Here is an 18,384-nt window from a genome sequence, read left to right on the forward strand (position 1 = left end):
TCGCTAATGCAAGATATTGATCATTTTAGGCCAAAGTCGTTGACCCTCTAACAGGCGTTGATCCTCTAGTATCGGCTCTGTCTACGATATTGACTGGGGCTCATACCCTTCCAGCGCCTGTAGGCACGCCGAAAATTTGTAGTCTCAACGTAACCCAAAATCTCGGCGATGTGATCTATGGAGAGCTCATGATTGGAAAGCAGTTCGTCGGCCCATTGAGACTTCACTCGAGTGAGCAATTCGCTGTAGCTAAAGCCCGCATGTCGAAGCTGGCGTCGCATGGTCCTGGGACTGAGCCCCAGGGTTTTAGCCATCTGCTCCAGGGAGGGGAACCCGTACGATGACTGTAACAATGTGCGTTGCACCTCCTGCGCGATAGATAGGGGACTTTCGCGTTCGCTAAAGAGTTGCTCACACTGCGTGCGGCACAAATTAAAGGATGATTCATTAGCAAGCGGCAACGGGAGATCTAGTGTTTCTTGAGCAAACCACATCCGGTTCCCTCCTGCGTCAAACACTAGTTTGCAACGAAAAAAATCGTGATAAATCTGGGCGTCGTCCGGCTCGGGGTAACTGAAATGAATTTCTTCAGCGACAACGCTGGATCCATTATCGACGCAGTAGTCATCGCCTAGGATCGTCGCTTGATACTTGTAAATAGAAGCAAACTGCTCATCAATGAGGTAGCGGCCAAGCGCTGCGCCACAGGGAACGATATCAAAATCAAAAGCAGCGCGACGACCCGATTCGAAGTAGCCAGTGCGACCGATCGCTCCTGATATGACGGCGTATGATGCTCCCAGTATAAGACTGTCGCGATAGCTTGCCGCACTCAGAATACCCAGGCCCAGAATCCCTAGGGCGCCAAAGCTTGCCATTCGTCCAGCTTTCAGCCCAAGCGAGCTGTCTCCACTGGCTTGGAGAATTTTCTCCAGCAACAAAAAGTACTTATCTGAAGAAATCAAAAACTGAGAGTTATCGAGATCTTCTCTGGACACAGCCATTTCCGTCAGGACAGCGTCCAAATCAACATCTAAGTCACGAGCAATGGTAAGCGCGGGGACACATATTTCGGAATTCAAATAGTACTTTTTTTCGGCAGACATGTTTTGCGTCAGTTTTCTTTATTATTGGCAACGGGATACTTTTTGACACCCCCATGAAAGGAGCGTCGAGTGTAAGATGCCTCAAACATCATCTGCAAGAAAGACCACCGAGGGTCCCTTTGCGTTCTGCCACCTACTGGTCTCAGCACCTCCCCGCTATAGATTTTTGCGATCTTGACCGATCAAATACAGCTTTGCGCGTGTGCGCCCGGGCCCGCTTCAGGACTCCCCATAAAACTCTTTTTGATGACTGCGGCACAAGCGGCAACGCAAGCCAAAAGCGCCGAGGCTTACAGCCCCAGCGCGCTTTTGAGTTTCTCGACCAGCTCCTGGTTATCGTAGCTATGAGGTCCCCAGCTATTGAGCTGCACCAGCTCCCGGATCTTGGTTTCGATAGTGAGCTGTTGCTCTTCGGCGTTGGGTACCACGACGTAGCGACGTAGCGGTGCATCAGCAAACAATGCATGTTTATAGGCCAACGTGACCTCGTTGGGTTTCTTGTAGGAGAGTTCCACTTCCTCCATCGCCTTGTACTGCTTTTCCATGTCTGAGGTGACAATACCGCCACCACCTACAACGCGGGCCATGGAGCGCTTGACCGCACTGCGCCGAATATGTGTCTGGTAGTTGCCGGGCTCGATAACGCTAACCGAAACCCCCAGAGGCTCCAGCTCAGCAGCGAGCGAATCAGTAAAGGCTTCGATGTAGTGCTTGCTGCCGCTGTACGCAGCGAATCCTGGGCCGGACACGGTTCCCGCTATTGATCCCGTTGTTGCAATGCGTCCTCTCGACTCTATGACCAAAGGAGCGAAAGCCTTGGTCGTGCGCAGCACACCTTCGACGTTCACTTGATAAACCAAGTTCAGCACGTCGAGCTCGGTGTCCAATACAGCTCCACCGTCGTAGATGCCTGCATTGTTTACCAGTGCATAAAGGCCTGTTCCACGCTCTTGGATGTATTGCACCGCTTCGTCGACCTGATCTTGCTTCGTGACATCCAGGCGAAGCGCGGTAATGTTATCGATGGTGTTGAGCTCGGCCATTTCAGCGTCAGTGCGCGCACCTGCGTAAACGTGATGCCCCTCTTTAGCAAGTGACTCGGCTAGGTTCCGGCCGATACCAGTGGTCGCACCGGTAATCAGTATGGACTTCTGCGGTTCGGGGTTTTGAGCAACTGAAGCAAGCGATATAGTGACTAGTAGCATGCCTATCAGGCGTGAAAATAGTGTCGGCATTTTGTTTCTCCGGATAATCAACCGCTCGAGCCTAGCATAGGTCCGCCCTCTAGTTTGGGTCCTTAGAGAAAGATCTATCAGCGATGGCGCGTGATTGGCTTTGAGTGACCCTCTAACATTTTGCGCTGAAGACTTAAGCTGAGTTAACACGCTCAACAAATTGGCGTATTTTTTCGATCCCTTCGGGAGCTGACGAAAGATCAGCATGATCCGTACCCGGCAATTCTACGAACTCGGCATCGGGTATAGCGTCAGCGGTGGCCCGACCCAAGCGCACTGGCACCGCGAGGTCTCCAGCAAAGTGAAGCACCAGTGTTGGGCAGGTAAGTCCCGGCAAGAGTTTTCGCACGTCTGTCTGCTTTATATACTCGATAAGTTGTTTCACTGAACTTCTGGTAGATATGAGTCGCTCGAAAGCAACATAAGTTTCGTCGCTGATAACTTCCGGGGGCACACTAGGAAAAAAAACGCTCCTTAATTTACCGGTACCCCATGCGGAGGCAATAAGATCCAGCATCTTCTCTTCGATGCCCCCAGGGAAGTCCTCGCCCTGAAGCCAACGCGCAGTAGTGCCGACTAGAATCAACCCCTTCACTCGTTCGGGGTGATCGTGGGCAAACTTGATACACATCGGGCCACCTTCAGATAGACCGTACAAAATCACCTTATCCAACCCCACGGCATCCAATACCGCTTCAATATCGTGTACGCGCTCGGTCATGTCGGGGACATTCATGCAAGGATCTGAGAGCCCCTGCCCCCGCTTATCAAAAGTAACAATATTGCTAAACTCACCGATAGCTTCCACAGTATTGCGAATCGACGGCAGGTGGGAGCATATATTCAGGTGCGAGATAATACCCGGCGCCATCATTATTTCGTGTGGGCCATGCCCCATCTGCGCGTAGGCGATTCGCAAGCCGTCGCTGTGAGCGAACTTGACAGGGTATGGAGCGGGCGCCGTGAGCTCCGAAAGGCTAATTGACCTCTGAACCGTTTCGCCGGAGGGAGCGGCGGCACTTTTTCGAGCATTGGTGATGCGTTTTGTGACGATAGTCAGAATTGAAATCGCCACGCCCAGCAGAGCGAGCATGGCGGCTGCGCCACTAAGGAGTGACTCGTGCTCAGATATCCAACTGCCAATCGCAGCAAAGAACTCCATTGCATTTGAACCAGCTATCACAGAACGCAAAGACTAGCAGGTATTTTGGAACCACGTGACTCAAAAAATAATCATTCGATCTGCTGTCTTTGGACCGATGGGCACCGCCCTTTTTGATTGCCTCCGTGTAATACTCCTTGATCGCAGAGTATCCGACTCTGCCACCCCCATAAGAGCGCATCGTGAATAGAATAGAGAAGTTAAAGAACGACCTATACAGCTTTGAAGAGCTCGATACCCTGGAAAAGAACGCAACCCAATTGCGCGATGCCGAAACCCTGCGGCTCATTACTCGTAGCCGTGCCTCAAAGACAGCAAAAGGCGAACAGCCTAAAAGCACCGTTGATGCAGATGGTGAGCCACTGACCAAAAGGGCTCGACGGGAAGCGAAAGCCAAGCGTTAGCGACGGGCCGCTTAGAGTAATAGCTCACGCTGGATACCAAGAAGCTAAAGCTTTATCTTGCGCTACCAATCAGCGCTAAAAACGGGAACAGATTATGGGCAGAGCCTACCAAAACCGAAAATTGTCCATGGCCAAAACCTCGGACCAAAAAGCCCGCGTTTATAGCAAGTACGCTCGGGAGATTTATGTTTCGGCAAAATCTGGCGGTCTGGATCCGACCGGCAACCTGGCCTTGCGCAGCATTATTGACCGGGCCAAGAAAGACCAGGTACCCACTCATGTCATCGACAAGGCTATAGACAAGGCCAAGGGCACCGGTGGCGAAGATTTCGCTCTGGCACGCTACGAAGGCTTCGGCCCCAGCGGCTCTATGCTTATCGTGGATTGCCTCACCGACAACCCCAACCGTACCTTTGGCGATGTGCGCCTGTGCTTCAACAAGGCCAAATGCAAACTGGGTAACACTGGTAGCGTCAGTCACTTGTTCGATCACACCGCCATATTTGTCTTCTCTCATAGCGACGAAGAGGCCGTTCTCGAAGCACTGATGATGGCCGACGTGGATGTCAGCGACATAGAAAGTGAGGATGGAAAAGTTACCGTGTTCACACCTCAAACCGAATACTTCAAGGCACGGCAGGCTATTATTGATGAATACGGTGAGACTGACTTCGAGGTTGATGAAATTCAGTTCATACCGCAGTTATCTACACCCCTTGGCGATGAAGACCGGGAAGTGCTGGACAATCTAATCGACATGCTGGACTACCTTGAGGATGTACAGAGCATCTATCACAGCGCCACCTGAGGGGAGAATAAACGTGGGCGAAAAATCGCAGCTCAAGATCGAACCTTTAACACCAGCCATAGGTGCAGAAATCCTGGGAGTCGATCTGACTAACGTCACCCCAGAGCTGATCGAAGGTGTACGCGCAGCGCTACTTAAATACAAGGTAGTGTTCTTTCGCGATCAGCGAATATCACCACGACAGCATATCGATTTTGCCCGTGCATTCGGTGATCTGGAAATTCATCCGGCCACCCCAAAGAATCAGGTCGACCCCGAAATACTGCGGCTCGCACACGGGCCAGATTCAAGGGGCTCGGAAAACATGTGGCATTCAGACGTAACCTGGCGAGAAAAGCCGTCGCTGGGTTCTATTTTGCGCGCAGTAGAAGTGCCTGCAGTGGGCGGGGATACCTTGTTCGCAAATATGACCATGGCTTACGAGCGATTACCCGATGCCACTAAAGAAAAGATTCACGATCGGATCGCAGTTCATGATATCGCCCGGGTATTTGCAAAACGATTGAACAAACGCCCAGAAGAACTGCACGCAAAGTATCCGTTGATGGAACACCCAGTAGTTCGAACGCATCCGGAAACCGGCGAACAAGTCGTGTATGTCAACGGGGCATTTACCAGTCATATCAAGGATATGGATCCCCAGGAGAGCAAGAGCTTACTGGATGAGTTGTATAAGTCTGCCTGGAATCCTGAGGTGCAGTGCCGCTTCAAGTGGCGGGCCAATTCCATAGCCTTTTGGGATAATCGAGCCTGCCAGCATTTCGCGGCGTCTGACTACTTCCCGGCGGTTCGTGTCATGGAGAGAGTCACCATTGCCGGCGACCGACCCTATTTTCAACATTCAAGCAATTAGGGATGTGAATGCAACACGCACATTAAAGCCAAGCTGACTAGGGCTTGCTTGCATGACCCAGAATAGCCGTGTGCGGAAACATATAGCCTCCATCAACGGCGTATTGCCGGCAGTTTTCTTTCATGTCTGCCATGATTGCGTCCTGCTTCTCCTGCGAAAAGGCCGCCACGTTCGCCCAGGTCCACAGACCGTCGATGACCGGGCCAAGCGTGTCGCAAGTCCACTGTGTCTCGTGGTCCGTCAGCTCAAAGCCCTCCAGGCCAGCGCTCTCCATCAGCGGTAAAAAGGTTTCTTTGTCGGTAACGCCAAAGAGAGGACCGTGCGGAAGAGCCTGAGGATCATGATGCGCACTTACCGCACGCACAAAGCAACCGATAGAACTCTGCTCTGATGGGGCGCCCCACACAGCGAAGACAAAGCGACCACCAGGCTTGAGCACCCGGGCTGCCTCAGCGAACACCTTATCTGGCTCTGGCAGGTGATGAACCACATAGTTGGCGATGACTGCATCGAAACTATCGTCGTCTGCAGGGATTTGCTCGCCGTCAGCGAGTTTGAACGAAAGTTCAGGGTTAGCGGCCTTTGCCGCCGCAACCATCCCCTCGGAAAAATCGACACCAGTGGCAATCGCGCCAGCGTCGGCGAGGGCGCGGGTTGAGTTGCCCGGGCCACAGCCAATGTCCAAGACACGACTACCCGAAGTCACGTTGGCAGCCTCGATTACTCGAGGAAGCATTTGTCCTGTGAGCATCGAGAAGGTATCCAGATAAGAGTCCGCACAGCGTGACCAGGTCTCGGTTTCGTACTCAATGATGAATTTCTTGTCTGAGTCGTTCATAGGTGGCGCTCCGCTATGTTTATTGGGATCAGACGCCAGACCAGCTACGCCCGCTGTCGCTGCAGATTTTTTAAAGCAACGGCATCATGGCAGAGTTACTCTCGTGCGTCTGCTAAAGCCGAAGCCCATAGATGACTCATCTATCTCTCATCGATCCTCCATCTATCACTTATCGATCGTCTATCGGCACCATAATGTGTGCATAAGGAGTATCACCCCACATGACATAGGGCCCCCCTGCATGCGGGTTGTTGGTAATCGACTGGAGAAGTTCTCTGGGCACAATCATCATGAGATGGGCGCCCTCCTTGATGAAATCGGGAGCATCTTTACCCATGGGATGCATGGGATTTGAATTACTGACCCCGGCATCGCCCTGGAGCATGTAGGAAAAGCCCACCGACGTTGGCGTGAACGATGCGCCACTGCCCATTGCCTGCATCATTTCCATCCAGACTGCGTCGTTACACATAGGCGCGCCATCGTCCGGCAGGGTCTCCGGAAGACAGGTCCAGCCATTACTCCCCTCGGCGATCACCTTGCCGCGATACATCACTGCCGCGTTGTCACTAATCATGGCTGGTCCGGCGGAACGGGCTAGGGCAATAAGGCCGGCTGTGTCTTCTGCCAGTGCAACCGATACGGCACCTGCACCGGCTATGCAGACTGTGAGGCTTGTTTGGACGATTATTTTTATCATTGCTATATCCTCGATTTGAGCTGTCCTATGACTGTAGTCCAAGAAACTTGGCAGCGCCAAAATTTGCCAATCTACTGTCTAAAGGTCGTTCGCTCGCCAAGTGTTCAAAAGTCTTACGGTTCTCAGTTGGGTCCCGATAGGTCACAATCAGCAATACATTTTTGAAGCACAGCACTGCGGGCGCAAATCACGCATGAACAAGGATCATTCGAGCGAGGGCTTGTTAGAATTTCTCAGGGAAGCAACCCTCGCCGGGCTTATGGCACCAACCCTGGCACGGAGCCGTCGCGCAGCGGCGCGGGCGCTATTTGTCAAGCTATCCGAAAGCGAGGCGGCGGACCTGCGGCAATTGGATATCGATGCACTTAAGTCCCGATTTCTTGATACCCAGAGCGACGGTCTGCGCAGTGAGGTCGTGGAGCTATATTCGGAGCGTCTGCGTGGGGCGCTCGATGATTACTTCCGTTTCGTGGAGTCCCCGGACGTCTTTTCTTCAAAAGCTGTGCGCCCACAGGCGGCGTCGCCACGGGACAAGCAAGCGCCGACATCAAGAGAACAACGTGCCCTGGAAACCGTGCGCCTTAGTGCCCCTCGGCAACGCCCGGATGTTATTCCTATCTCCCTCAAACAGGACCGCGTGGTTTATCTACATGGAATACCTGCAGACCTGACACCCCAGGAGGCTCGTAAGATTTCCAGAGTCGTCGAAGCGCTGGCTAGTGAAGCCGAGGAAGACGATTGAACCGCTGGCTAATAGCACTGCCGCTGGTGGTTTTCGGCATTGGCGGCCTGGGCCTCTACGCACTGTTCGTCTCTCAGGCAGACGATGCCTCATTTCGGGAAAACCTGCTGCCGGAACTGATTGGTTTCTGTCTGGAGGGTTTCTTTCTGGTGGGCCTGTTCACCTTCGTGCAGCAGTTGCGCGACTATTATCATCGTCGCGAGCAGTGGCTAAGCCTGCGCAGTGCCCTGCGGGATTTCCTGTCACATTTGGATCTGGCGTTTCTGGCACCAGACGCAGAGCCCGCCACCACAAGTGATCTTGAATCACAGCCACTGATGGTTCAGCGGCTGATCGGCTTACTCAATGACACGCAGCTCGACGTCGAAACACTGGTCGCCCTTAAGCGCGTTGCAATTTCCACCCTGCCCCTGGCCCGGGATCTCATCAATATAGCCGCACAGCTGAGCACGCGTCATATGCGCTGCTGGATTGCTATCGTAGCGTCTATCGATAACCTCGCTGAGGCAGATACCAGGGAGCAGGCGGAACTACCCCTAAATGAACTGTTAAGGCGATTGGCGGAGTTTGACAGCCTGAAGCTGTGACCAAATCCCTGTGAACCGTCTGCATTGTTCACACCAGCTGCGCAGCGCACTGGCGAGCCTGTCTAACCGTGGACCCCAAAGGCCAGGAAGCATCAATTCCACACATTCCTGACCGAGGTCAATGCCTCACTCTGTCTACGACCACACTATATGGGCTCACGGTCACACCGGGAGCCGCTTATGGATGCGCCAAGGACGATTACGGTTGACGGCAACGAGGCTGCCGCGCGTGTCGCACATCTGACCAACGAGGTCATCGCTATCTACCCCATCACCCCGGCCTCGCCGATGGGCGAGTGGTCTGACGAGTGGTCATCGCGGGGCAAGAAAAACCTCTGGGGCAGTGTGCCCCGGGTCATTGAGATGCAAAGCGAGGCCGGTGCCGCCGGTACGATCCACGGCGCCCTGCAGGCCGGTGCGCTGACCACCACCTTCACCGCGTCCCAGGGCTTGCTGCTCATGCTGCCCAATATGTACAAGATCGCCGGTGAGCTCTCGCCGACGGTATTCCATATCGCCGCGCGTTCGCTGGCCTGTCAGGCCCTGTCGATATTCGGCGACCACAGCGACGTCATGTCCGCCCGCGCTACCGGCTTTTCCATGCTGGCCTCCAACTGCCCACAGGAAGTCATGGACATGGCCCTTATTGCCCAGGCGGCGACGCTGCGCGGGCGCATTCCGGTACTGCATTTTTTTGACGGTTTCCGCACCTCGCATGAAGTGGCCAAAATCACTGAGGTTGACCGTGATACGGTGCGCGCAATGATCGATGAGGCAAGCGTGCACGCCCATCGTCGTCGCGCGCTGTCACCGGAGCACCCGGTGTTGCGCGGCAGCTCCCAGAACCCGGATGTGTATTTTCAGGCCCGGGAGACGGTCAACCCTTACTACCATGCCTTCCCTGGACTGGTGCAGCAGGCGATGGACGATTTTGCAACACTGACCGGACGCCAGTACCAGCTGTTCGATTACCAGGGCCACCCACAGGCCGAGCGAGTGATCGTTTTGATGGGCTCCGGCGCAGAAGCTGCTCAAGAGACGATCGATTATCTCGTGGCACAGGATGAGCAGGTGGGCCTACTCAAAGTGCGTTTGTTTCGCCCCTTTGATCCTGCCGCGCTTCTGGCAGCACTGCCCACCACTACGCGTGCCATCGCGGTTCTGGACCGCACCAAAGAACCGGGCGCGGACGGCGAGCCACTTTACAAGGATGTGCTGACGGCTCTTGCCCGCGATTCCATGGGGGACCCTCATTTCCCAGCCTTACCGATGGTAATCGGCGGACGCTTCGGGCTTTCCTCCAAAGAGTTTACGCCGGGAATGGTCAAGGCGGTGCTGGACGAACTGAAATCCGATTCACCAAAGAATGGTTTTACCATTGGCATCCATGACGACCTGAGCCACAGCAGCCTCAAATGGGATATGGACTTTCGCACCGATGCACTTGCGAACAGTGTTCAGGCGCTGTTTTACGGCCTTGGTAGTGACGGCACCGTCAGTGCCAACAAGAACAGCATCAAGATCATTGGCGAGGCTACGGATCTCCACGCCCAGGGATATTTTGTCTACGACTCCAAGAAGTCGGGTGCTATTACGGTGTCCCATCTCCGCTTTGGACCGCAGCCGATACATGCCAGTTACCTGATTGAAGCAGGGGAAGCCAATTTCATCGGCTGCCATCAACCACACTTTATTGACAATGTTGAAATACTGTCCCGGGCTGCACAGGGTGCGGTATTTCTGGTCAACAGCCCCGAGCCTTCAGACAGATTCTGGGACAGCCTGCCGACGCATGTTCGATCAGCGGTGCTGGAAAAAGAGCTATCTGTTTATTGTATCGACGCCTATCAAGTCGCCGCTGACTGCGGTCTCGGCAAGCGCATCAATACAATCATGCAAACCTGTTTCTTTGCGATCTCCGGCGTCTTACCCAAAGACGAGGCTATTACCGCCATCAAAACAGCCGTGGAGAAAAGCTATGGCCGCCGCGGACGCCGCATCGTCGAACTGAACTTCAGGGCCATCGATGCGGCGCTTGCCGGCCTGCATCAAATCACGCCGGGCTTGCCCGGGCAGGATGAGCTACCCCTACATCCAGAACTATCCACCGATGCCAGCTTTGCCGATCGAGTTACCCAGCAGATCATGGCGGGCCTGGGTGACCGTATACCGGTCAGCCAGCTGCCTGACGACGGTAGTTTCCCCCTGGGCACAGCCAAGCTTGAAAAACGCAATCTCGCCCTGGAGATACCGGTCTGGGATGCGGATCTTTGTACCCAGTGCGGCAAGTGCGCGCTGGTCTGTCCCCATGCGGCCATTCGCAGCAAGGTATTCAGCGCCGATATGATGGCAAGCGCCCCGCCGACCTTTAAGGCCGTCGCCACACTCAGCAAAGATTACCCGGATCACCTTTTGATGAGCTATCAGGTGGCGCCCCAGGACTGTACAGGCTGCACGCTTTGCGTAGATATTTGCCCGATCCGCGACAAGTCCCACTCCAGCCATAAGGCACTGAATATGGCGGCCCAGGCGCCCCTGTGCGAGGCTGAGCGAGATAACTGGGCGTTCTTTGATGCGCTTCCCGCCTACCCACGCCGCGAACTCAAGACGTCGACCATACCGGGCTCCATGGTTCTGGAGCCGCTGTTTGAGTTCTCCGGAGCCTGCGTCGGCTGTGGCGAGACGCCCTATCTCAAACTGGCCTCTCAACTGTTTGGTGACCGCATGGTGATCGCCAACGCCACGGGCTGCTCCTCTATTTACGGCGGCAACCTACCAACCACGCCCTGGGCGACAAACGACGAAGGCCGTGGTCCCGCCTGGAACAATTCGCTGTTTGAAGACAACGCCGAATTCGGACTGGGTATCCGCGTGGCGATTGACCAACAGGTGACCCACGCAAGAGAGCTTTTGCAGGCGCTGGCAGATCGGCTGGACCCGGCACTCGTTTCAGCGATTCTAAGCGCCGACGAAAGTGATGAGGCGGGAATCTACGAGCAGCGTCAGCGCGTGCAAGCACTGCGCAAAGCCCTGGCGTCAATTGAAGGAGAAGCGGCAGCAAACCTTCTGGAGCTTGCAGAAAACCTATGCCGCAAGTCGGTCTGGAGCATCGGCGGAGATGGCTGGGCCTACGATATCGGCTATGGCGGGCTCGATCACGTACTCGCCTCGGGAGAAAACCTCAACATTCTGGTGCTAGATACGGAGGTGTACTCAAACACCGGCGGCCAGACCTCAAAAGCCACGCCACGCGGTGCTGTGGCCAAGTTCTCCGCAGGAGGCAAGGCGGTGGCCAAGAAGGATCTTGCCCTACTGGCCATGGAGTACCCTAACGTCTACGTTGCTCACATCGCCTACGGTGCCAAAGACACGCAAACCCTCAAGGCATTCCTCGAGGCCGAGGCACATCCTGGGCCGGCGCTGATCATTGCCTACAGTCCCTGCATCGCCCACGGTGTCGACCTATCGAACAATCATCGACAACAGGATATGGCGGTGAAGAGTGGCCACTGGCCGCTGTTTCGCTTCAATCCGGCAAGACTCGCTATGGGACAAAGCCCTCTGCAGCTCGACTCCAAAGCACCGAGTATTCCCTACCGTCAATACATGGAGTCAGAGACCCGCTTTAGCATGCTCTGGCATTCGCATCCTGAGGATGCCGAGGCCTTCGCCGCGCAGGCCCAGCAGGATATCGACAGCCGCTTCGGGCACTACCAGCAGCTGGCAGCAATGGACTGGAACGAAGGTGAAACGCTCAGTGGCGCAAGAGCCCAGGTGCGTAAACAGGCTGAGAAGAAAGATAACGGGGAGGAATCCTGACATGAGCGATCTGAGCACGGAATATCTGGGCCTGGCCCTCAAGAATCCGCTAGTGCCCTCGTCCTCGCCTCTGACGGGCGCCCTGGATTCAGCAAAACGTCTCGAAGATGCCGGTGCGGCGGCCATCGTGCTGCCCTCCCTGTTCGAGGAGGCCATTATCGCCGAGGACAATAAGCTCAACCGCTTCCTCGACGAGCAGGCTATCGGACATGCGGAGGCCGACAGTTTTCATCCCCTACCGGCGAACTATCGTACGGTAGAGGACGCCTATCTGGAAAATCTCCAGGCGCTTAAGAACACGTTGGATATCCCGGTTATTGCGAGTCTGAACGGCACCACCGCCGGAGGCTGGTTAAGTCATGCCCGGGCGCTGGAAGAAGCAGGTGCCGATGCGCTGGAACTCAACATCTACTATGTAGCCGGCGATCCTGGGGAAACGGCTACCAATGTGGAGCAACGCTATCTGGACGTCGTCGCGGCGCTGGCAGGATACGTGCAATTGCCGGTAGCGATAAAACTCTCACCCCAGTTCACAGCGCCACTGGATATCATCCGCAAGCTGGAGGCACAGGGAACACGGGGTGTATCGCTGTTCAACCGGTTCTACCAGCCGGATATTGAGCTTGAAACTCTGGAGGTCGTGCCCAAACTAGAGCTGTCGACACCCGCAGAGGCCCTGCTGCGCATTCGCTGGGCCGCCATGCTGTTCGGACACACCAACTGCGACATCGCACTGACCGGCGGCTTTCATTGTGCATCGGATGTGTTGAAGGGAGTACTAGCCGGCGCTGACATTGTGCACTTATGCAGTGTCCTGTTGCAGGACGGCCCGGGAGCTCTCACCGAAATACTACAGACCATGGAGCGTTGGCTGGAACTACGGGAGTATCAGTCCGTCGCGCAATTGCGAGGCAGTATGAGCTGTCAGCGGGCGCCGGACCCGGCCGCCTTCGAGCGCGCGAATTACCTGCAGGTTTTGCAAAACTACAGTGCTCCGGCGGGCGTTCGCTTCTGACACTCGGTTCAACGACGGTTCTACGCCCAAAGGTAGCGACCAGTTAACTGTCACAGGACACGGAACTCGCTCGTACCTGCGTGTTTTCAAGATTGGGACTCAGCAACCTCAACGTTAAGGTGAGTCCGCTATTTTCTATTGCTTTTCCTTTGAGGCTAAATATATCTCGTGCTGCTCAAGCACTGTTTCCCAAAGGCTTTCTAGTGCCGGCTCATCAATACCAAACCGGTGATAGATCGCTCGTACAAATTCATCTGCGGAGTCAATCAAACGCTCTTCACGGACGCCGGGACGCACCGTTGTCGCGACGCGCCCCACCTGCAAATCATATCCATCGGGCACAACGCGCTGGTACACGAGAGCGTTCACGAAGGGCGATTCGGCCTCGGTGCTCAGCCAATGACATTTCGCGCTGAGTTGACCCTCATCAGCTGTTTGGTGCACAAAGTCGAATGTGGGCGCGGTACTCCCCGCATAATTATGCAGGCGCCAATAGCCATTCACATGCTCCAATCGAAAGGTGAATCCACGTTGGCTGAATGTGTGTGCTTTAAGTGGATAGGGCTCATAGGGACCATCACCCAATCCCACATCTACAACCCAGGGCTCGTCTAACTGCACGCACAAGACCAGATGATTACCAATGGCAGAGTCGCCCCGCGCATCGCGCCGCACCCCGCCAGACATCCGCATAACCTGAAAGCCAACACTCTCCAGCATCGCGCCCAACAATCCATTCATTTCGTAACACCAGCCGCCCTGCCGCTGCTCTACCAACTTGACGTAACTGCTTTTGACGTCCGTGGTAAGCGGACGACCCAACTGCACATCCAAATTAGAGTAGGGAATGCTATAGAGGTGCTGGCGCTGCAATTGAAACAGTGTGTCTAAGTCTGGTTTGGGGGTACCAACAAAATTTATTCGGTGGAGGTAGGCATCAAGTTCCATACAAGTAATTAACACCAAACTTCGAGATTTGCTGAACGGCCGACTTCTCGAGTCAAGCTAACATTCAAAATCTCTCGCATCCCCGCCGCCTGAAGTAACGACGCCAGCGCGGCTTGCTCAACGCCCGGTGCCGAATCGTAGATCGTCTGAGCTCGAGCCAATAAATAAAATCGATAAGGCTGCACAAGGGCATTGATGGTGACGTCATCGATATTAAACTGACAAAAGCCCACGCCTCGCTCTGCGGTGGCGCCCGAGGGCAGCTCTTGCTGAGCGGCCAACCAGTCATTGATGACGGCCGCGGCCGCGAGTGTTTCTGGCACAAAATCAACGGCGATGTGCTGCATAACTTCGATCAGCGTTGCAGGGATTGCATCATCCGGTAGATAGCCATCTGCCTGGTTTTCAAACTCACCAATATCCGGCTCCGGGCGGTTCATTCGCTCTACCCAACGAAACAAATGAGGCGCTCGCGCCTGCATCAGCGACAGCGGCTTGGGATCGCGACCTAAATGAGAGTATAGCGGAGCGATCATGCCAAAATCGCCGATGCAGGGTCGGTTGCCCAGCAGGTAAGGAACTTGGGCAAAGTGCGCGTCCAGTTTGTCCAGCAAGGTTTCGTACAAAGACTCGACCACGTTCACGCTCTCAGGCACAACGCCAAAGGCCTGCCCAGCTTTGCGCATAGATTGCATCGCCTTATCGGTCTTGTCCTCCATACCCTTGGGCATCATGGTCTGAAAATGGAAGCGCAGAAACTCAAGATTTTGATCATCAAAGTTCCAGCGATAGTGCATGGCCGGTCGTAGCAGACCCTCGGCCCCAATCACGTCAAACAGGCGGCTAACCAGGTTCTGCTTGATTCCGCTGGGCGAAAAACCATCACCGCTTAGGGCTTCAAAGTGGTCGATGATCGCGGCGCCGTCGCGTATAACCTGACCATCAGCGGTCTCCAAGGTTGGAATACCCTGGCGATTACCGGCAGCCGGTAGCACTACCTTCGCATAGTGCTCACTCGTGGGTGTGGTCTCTCGATAATCAAGTCCAGCCTTAATCAAATAGCTGCGAGCACGGCCTGTATAAAGCGAAAGCGGTGATCCGTAGAGCGTGTGGTGCGTCATAAAGGCTTCCTAGTGAAGCGCGGGCAAAGTCAGCCGCGCCAGATTGATCGTACCGAGGCCCTAGGGCAGCAATACCACTTCGTCGCCGGCAGAAACCGCGCCTGGCTTCACTATAGATAGATAAGCCCCCATAAATCGATTGGTCTCTTCGTACAATGCTTTGGCAATCTTTGGATTTGCCTCAAGGTCAAAAGGCAGCTGCGGGCGCGCCGGCATAGAGCAACGGATGGTTTTAGCCGCCACTTCTAACTCGGCTCCTCCAATGCGCAGTCTACGGCCAATCCAGGAAAACTCAGCAAGGCCGCTTATATCCTCATTGGTATCAACTAGAAAATTGGGTCTAAATCGTCGAGAGTCAAAGGACTCCCCAGACAGCTCCGACATATGCGCAAGAGATGCCGTCGTTAACAAATGGATGGGTGCCATATCGTTATAGGTGCCGGGCGGTGCAAAACATTCTGCCAGTAACAAAATCAATTCTTCAGGATACTCAGACAGATCCGGCAGCGCCTCTCCCGGCGCGATACCGAGGATCTTCATGATCGCCTCTTCATCCAATGGCTGCGCCCAGCGGTAGTGCTCACGATTCTCGGGAGGCTGCAGCGCACTGAGCGACAAGGACTCGCCAACATAAGCGCTGACCTGACTGTCAATCAGTCCATCGCTTCCCACTTCGCTACCATCGGGAAAACGCACACTCACCGGCGGAACATGCTCGGCAAACATCCGCGTCTGCGGTCGTTCGCTTACATAGCGTGCTTCTAGATTCATGAGCTTTGGAAAACGCTTACCCCAGGCGACATCGCCATTGGACTCAAGCATGGACCAACTACGGTCGCCAATAACGCCCAGTTCATCCAGCTGCACCGTGTCAACGGTATGCCCCGCCATGCTCTTGACGGGATACATCCACACTTCTGAAACGCGACCAATTTGCATAAGGTTTTACCTGCTATTTTTGTACTGAGTCTAGCAGATCAAAAACCTATGCAGCGTCAAAACGCCTTTTGAAGAGCTTGGGACAATGGCACGCGTATAGAGCGTACTCACCGCTTGGGATCAATCAGTGCAAAGGGTTCCGGTGCATCGCGTAGTCATAAAAATCTCGGCTTCGAGCAACCACTGATCCGATGTGCATCGCCACTTAGCTGAATACTCTCCGCCCACCTCATCACCAATGGGTGACGCCCCGGTCCAACGACCGAGCTCCATCGCTATGGGATACAAAGGTGACAAACTCACTTCGCTAGTCTCACGCTTATAAATCAGTCGCGCTGGATCGTCGGCATCCGAGGCCCAGATTTCGATTTGACGATCGCGCCCGATAAACTGGTCACTGTCGGTTCCCGTTACCAGCACAACATCGCGATCCAACACCAGGGCTATAGCTTCGAGATCATTCTCACGAATGCCTGTATTAAACGTTTCGCGTGCGTCTCGCAATGATTCAGTGGTGCATTCTGCCGCTGTCACGCTATTAGCTGCGCCAACTGTGAAAACACCAGCTGCGGCTGACACGGCAAGCGCCATTACACTACGAACTTTCAGTACTTTGATCATCTGGGCTCCGTTAATTGCAGGATTTTTTTAGAGCTTATCGCCAACATAGGCCTTAGCTACCCGGAGGGATTAACTCAGCAGTCCCCTCCATGGAGCAATCAATCCAGCTTTGGGGAAACGAGCGCTCGATCAATTGCGAAAGCCCCATGGCAATAATGTCATGATCATCCGCAACCTCCTGCGCAAAACTCGAATAACGGCTTATGCGAGCGAAGACCCAGGCGTTGGGATTATGTCGCCGCAACCACAGCGCTGATCTCAAATTATCCTCTTCACGATGAGTGGCGAAGACAAATAGCGTATTGGGACTGTTCCTGTCCCAAAATCCGTCCAGATCCTCCCAGACACCAGGGTGCGTCATATCGCCTTGCAGAATTTTCAGCTCAAAGTTTGTCGAGATAGAAAACTGCTCTCTGGTCACCATCACTCGCCGCTCCGCGTCGTGCTCAATTAATGCTACAGCGGCGATTTCATCCGGCAAGGCATTTTGAAGCGACTCGAGAACAGATTGTCCAAACCGTCCAAAGCCTGCAATTACCACCCCCATGGGCACACCGCTTTGGCGCACGTGCGGTACCGCAAGAGTCGTCACAAGACTTTCGGCCGCACTTTGATAGCCGTTAAAAACCGTCACGGACTGAGCGATACGAGACGAAGACATGGACCGCATGAATCGCAGGCGATCCACATGCATGACTATTTTGCCGGCAAGGTCCTGGCGACGATCAAGCATCGCTTTTACGGTCTCGTAGTTTTTTAAACTGTAATTGGAGAACAATAAAATTTTGGCTGCATGCTTGACGCGCAGCTGATCGAAGGTGAACGCGTCGATCAAATCCCCCTCCCAGGTCAATGCTCCAAAACTTCTGCGAAGCTGCTCCCGAGACGTGTCCGAAAAACCCGCTCCCTGCAGGACAACAACCTGACGTTTGGGATCTATTTGCCTGAGATGTCTGAGATAACTGCGTGTAAGCTCGTCATCGCCGTCGATAATCACGTGATTACGGAGCCGCCTTAAACGCCAGCGATGCTGAGTAAACATCCGTAAAAAAAGATCCAATACAGTCGATACAGCGAGAATAGGCGCTGCAAAGTAGCTCAGCCAAAGCAAAGCCACTGCCCAGGCCGGGCCTGATTGCGGTGTTCCAATATCGATACCACCGATTACGAACAGGCTCAGCGCGTAGTAGCAATCAACGAGTATGCTTCGGCTAACGCCGGCATCTTCAGCGCTAAGGATGACCCCGGACTGAAGTGCAAGAACGGCCGTGACAAAAATGCCAATTGCGGCGATAGCGCGGATGGGGATTGGACGCACTTTTACTCCCTGGTGTTGTTTTAAGACGCCGAAGGCATCTACAGCGGGTACATGGGTTTGCAGTGTAGCCTAGATACCGCAGTCCACTTGATCATCAACAGTCCACACCTGCTTTAAAAAAGGAACACCGTTAAGAAATACACCAGCGGAGCAAAGCTACTCGCAAAA

The 18,384-nt window shown here is 54.4% G+C and carries 17 protein-coding genes; 7 read left to right on the plus strand and 10 right to left on the minus strand.

Going from position 1 to position 18,384, the window contains the following annotated elements; translation table 11 throughout:
* Positions 1–65 precede the first annotated feature (65 nt).
* The 3 genes from R0135_RS06225 to R0135_RS06235 form a co-directional block, all read right to left on the minus strand.
* On the minus strand, positions 66–1,106 hold the full coding sequence (locus tag R0135_RS06225) for an AraC family transcriptional regulator (RefSeq protein WP_407349387.1): 1,041 nt from the start codon (positions 1,104–1,106) through the stop codon (positions 66–68).
* A gap of 290 nt (positions 1,107–1,396) precedes the next feature.
* Positions 1,397–2,341: an SDR family NAD(P)-dependent oxidoreductase gene (locus R0135_RS06230; RefSeq protein ID WP_407349388.1), complete on the minus strand. Its 945-nt coding sequence runs from the start codon at positions 2,339–2,341 to the stop codon at positions 1,397–1,399.
* Positions 2,342–2,474: 133 nt separating this feature from the next.
* Positions 2,475–3,503: an alpha/beta fold hydrolase gene (locus R0135_RS06235; RefSeq protein ID WP_407349389.1), complete on the minus strand. Its 1,029-nt coding sequence runs from the start codon at positions 3,501–3,503 to the stop codon at positions 2,475–2,477.
* 182 nt (positions 3,504–3,685) lie between these two features.
* On the opposite strand from R0135_RS06235, the gene R0135_RS06240 reads away from it, so the two are divergent.
* The 3 genes from R0135_RS06240 (at position 3,686) to R0135_RS06250 (ending at position 5,568) form a co-directional block, all read left to right on the plus strand.
* Positions 3,686–3,907, plus strand: a complete 222-nt coding sequence (locus R0135_RS06240; RefSeq protein ID WP_407349390.1) for a hypothetical protein — start codon at positions 3,686–3,688, stop codon at positions 3,905–3,907.
* 94 nt (positions 3,908–4,001) lie between these two features.
* The gene (locus R0135_RS06245) at positions 4,002–4,715 is read left to right on the plus strand and encodes a YebC/PmpR family DNA-binding transcriptional regulator (RefSeq protein ID WP_407349391.1); all 714 of its coding nucleotides are present in this window, start codon (positions 4,002–4,004) and stop codon (positions 4,713–4,715) included.
* A 13-nt stretch (positions 4,716–4,728) separates the two neighbouring features.
* A complete protein-coding gene (locus R0135_RS06250) occupies positions 4,729–5,568 on the plus strand; it encodes a TauD/TfdA dioxygenase family protein (RefSeq protein WP_407349392.1) in 840 nt (279 codons plus the stop codon).
* A 37-nt stretch (positions 5,569–5,605) separates the two neighbouring features.
* Here R0135_RS06250 and R0135_RS06255 read toward each other — a convergent pair whose 3' ends face one another.
* Together R0135_RS06255 and R0135_RS06260 are read right to left on the minus strand one after the other, a co-directional pair.
* A complete protein-coding gene (locus R0135_RS06255; protein ID WP_407349393.1) occupies positions 5,606–6,406 on the minus strand; it encodes a class I SAM-dependent methyltransferase in 801 nt (266 codons plus the stop codon).
* 169 nt (positions 6,407–6,575) lie between these two features.
* Positions 6,576–7,106, minus strand: a complete 531-nt coding sequence (locus tag R0135_RS06260) for a hypothetical protein (protein WP_407349394.1) — start codon at positions 7,104–7,106, stop codon at positions 6,576–6,578.
* Positions 7,107–7,299: 193 nt separating this feature from the next.
* On the opposite strand from R0135_RS06260, the gene R0135_RS06265 reads away from it, so the two are divergent.
* The 4 genes from R0135_RS06265 (at position 7,300) to R0135_RS06280 (ending at position 13,269) form a co-directional block, all read left to right on the plus strand.
* Positions 7,300–7,848, plus strand: a complete 549-nt coding sequence (locus R0135_RS06265; RefSeq protein WP_407349395.1) for a hypothetical protein — start codon at positions 7,300–7,302, stop codon at positions 7,846–7,848.
* The gene (locus R0135_RS06270; protein ID WP_407349396.1) at positions 7,845–8,435 is read left to right on the plus strand and encodes a hypothetical protein; all 591 of its coding nucleotides are present in this window, start codon (positions 7,845–7,847) and stop codon (positions 8,433–8,435) included. The genes R0135_RS06265 and R0135_RS06270 overlap by 4 nt, the downstream gene beginning before the upstream one ends.
* 180 nt (positions 8,436–8,615) lie before the next feature.
* Positions 8,616–12,254 (plus strand): pyruvate:ferredoxin (flavodoxin) oxidoreductase, encoded by a 3,639-nt coding sequence (gene nifJ / locus R0135_RS06275; protein ID WP_407349397.1) that lies wholly within the window; start codon positions 8,616–8,618, stop codon positions 12,252–12,254.
* Position 12,255: 1 nt separating this feature from the next.
* The gene (locus R0135_RS06280; protein ID WP_407349398.1) at positions 12,256–13,269 is read left to right on the plus strand and encodes a dihydroorotate dehydrogenase-like protein; all 1,014 of its coding nucleotides are present in this window, start codon (positions 12,256–12,258) and stop codon (positions 13,267–13,269) included.
* Positions 13,270–13,404: 135 nt separating this feature from the next.
* Here R0135_RS06280 and R0135_RS06285 read toward each other — a convergent pair whose 3' ends face one another.
* The 5 genes from R0135_RS06285 to R0135_RS06305 all read right to left on the minus strand — a co-directional run bounded on the left by R0135_RS06285 (position 13,405) and on the right by R0135_RS06305 (position 18,216).
* Positions 13,405–14,217 carry an arylamine N-acetyltransferase family protein gene (locus tag R0135_RS06285; protein ID WP_407349399.1) on the minus strand — a complete coding sequence of 271 codons (813 nt, stop codon included), beginning with the start codon at positions 14,215–14,217 and terminating at the stop codon, positions 13,405–13,407.
* An 8-nt stretch (positions 14,218–14,225) separates the two neighbouring features.
* Positions 14,226–15,338 carry a glutathione S-transferase family protein gene (locus tag R0135_RS06290; RefSeq protein WP_407349400.1) on the minus strand — a complete coding sequence of 371 codons (1,113 nt, stop codon included), beginning with the start codon at positions 15,336–15,338 and terminating at the stop codon, positions 14,226–14,228.
* A 60-nt stretch (positions 15,339–15,398) separates the two neighbouring features.
* Positions 15,399–16,277 carry an MOSC domain-containing protein gene (locus R0135_RS06295; RefSeq protein WP_407349401.1) on the minus strand — a complete coding sequence of 293 codons (879 nt, stop codon included), beginning with the start codon at positions 16,275–16,277 and terminating at the stop codon, positions 15,399–15,401.
* 120 nt (positions 16,278–16,397) lie between these two features.
* Positions 16,398–16,898, minus strand: a complete 501-nt coding sequence (locus R0135_RS06300; RefSeq protein WP_407349402.1) for a nuclear transport factor 2 family protein — start codon at positions 16,896–16,898, stop codon at positions 16,398–16,400.
* 52 nt (positions 16,899–16,950) lie between these two features.
* Positions 16,951–18,216 carry an NAD-binding protein gene (locus R0135_RS06305; protein WP_407349403.1) on the minus strand — a complete coding sequence of 422 codons (1,266 nt, stop codon included), beginning with the start codon at positions 18,214–18,216 and terminating at the stop codon, positions 16,951–16,953.
* Positions 18,217–18,384 lie beyond the last annotated feature (168 nt).

It is taken from the genome of Congregibacter variabilis (genome assembly GCF_045689235.1).
GTDB classification, from domain to species: Bacteria; Pseudomonadota; Gammaproteobacteria; order Pseudomonadales; family Halieaceae; genus Congregibacter; species Congregibacter variabilis.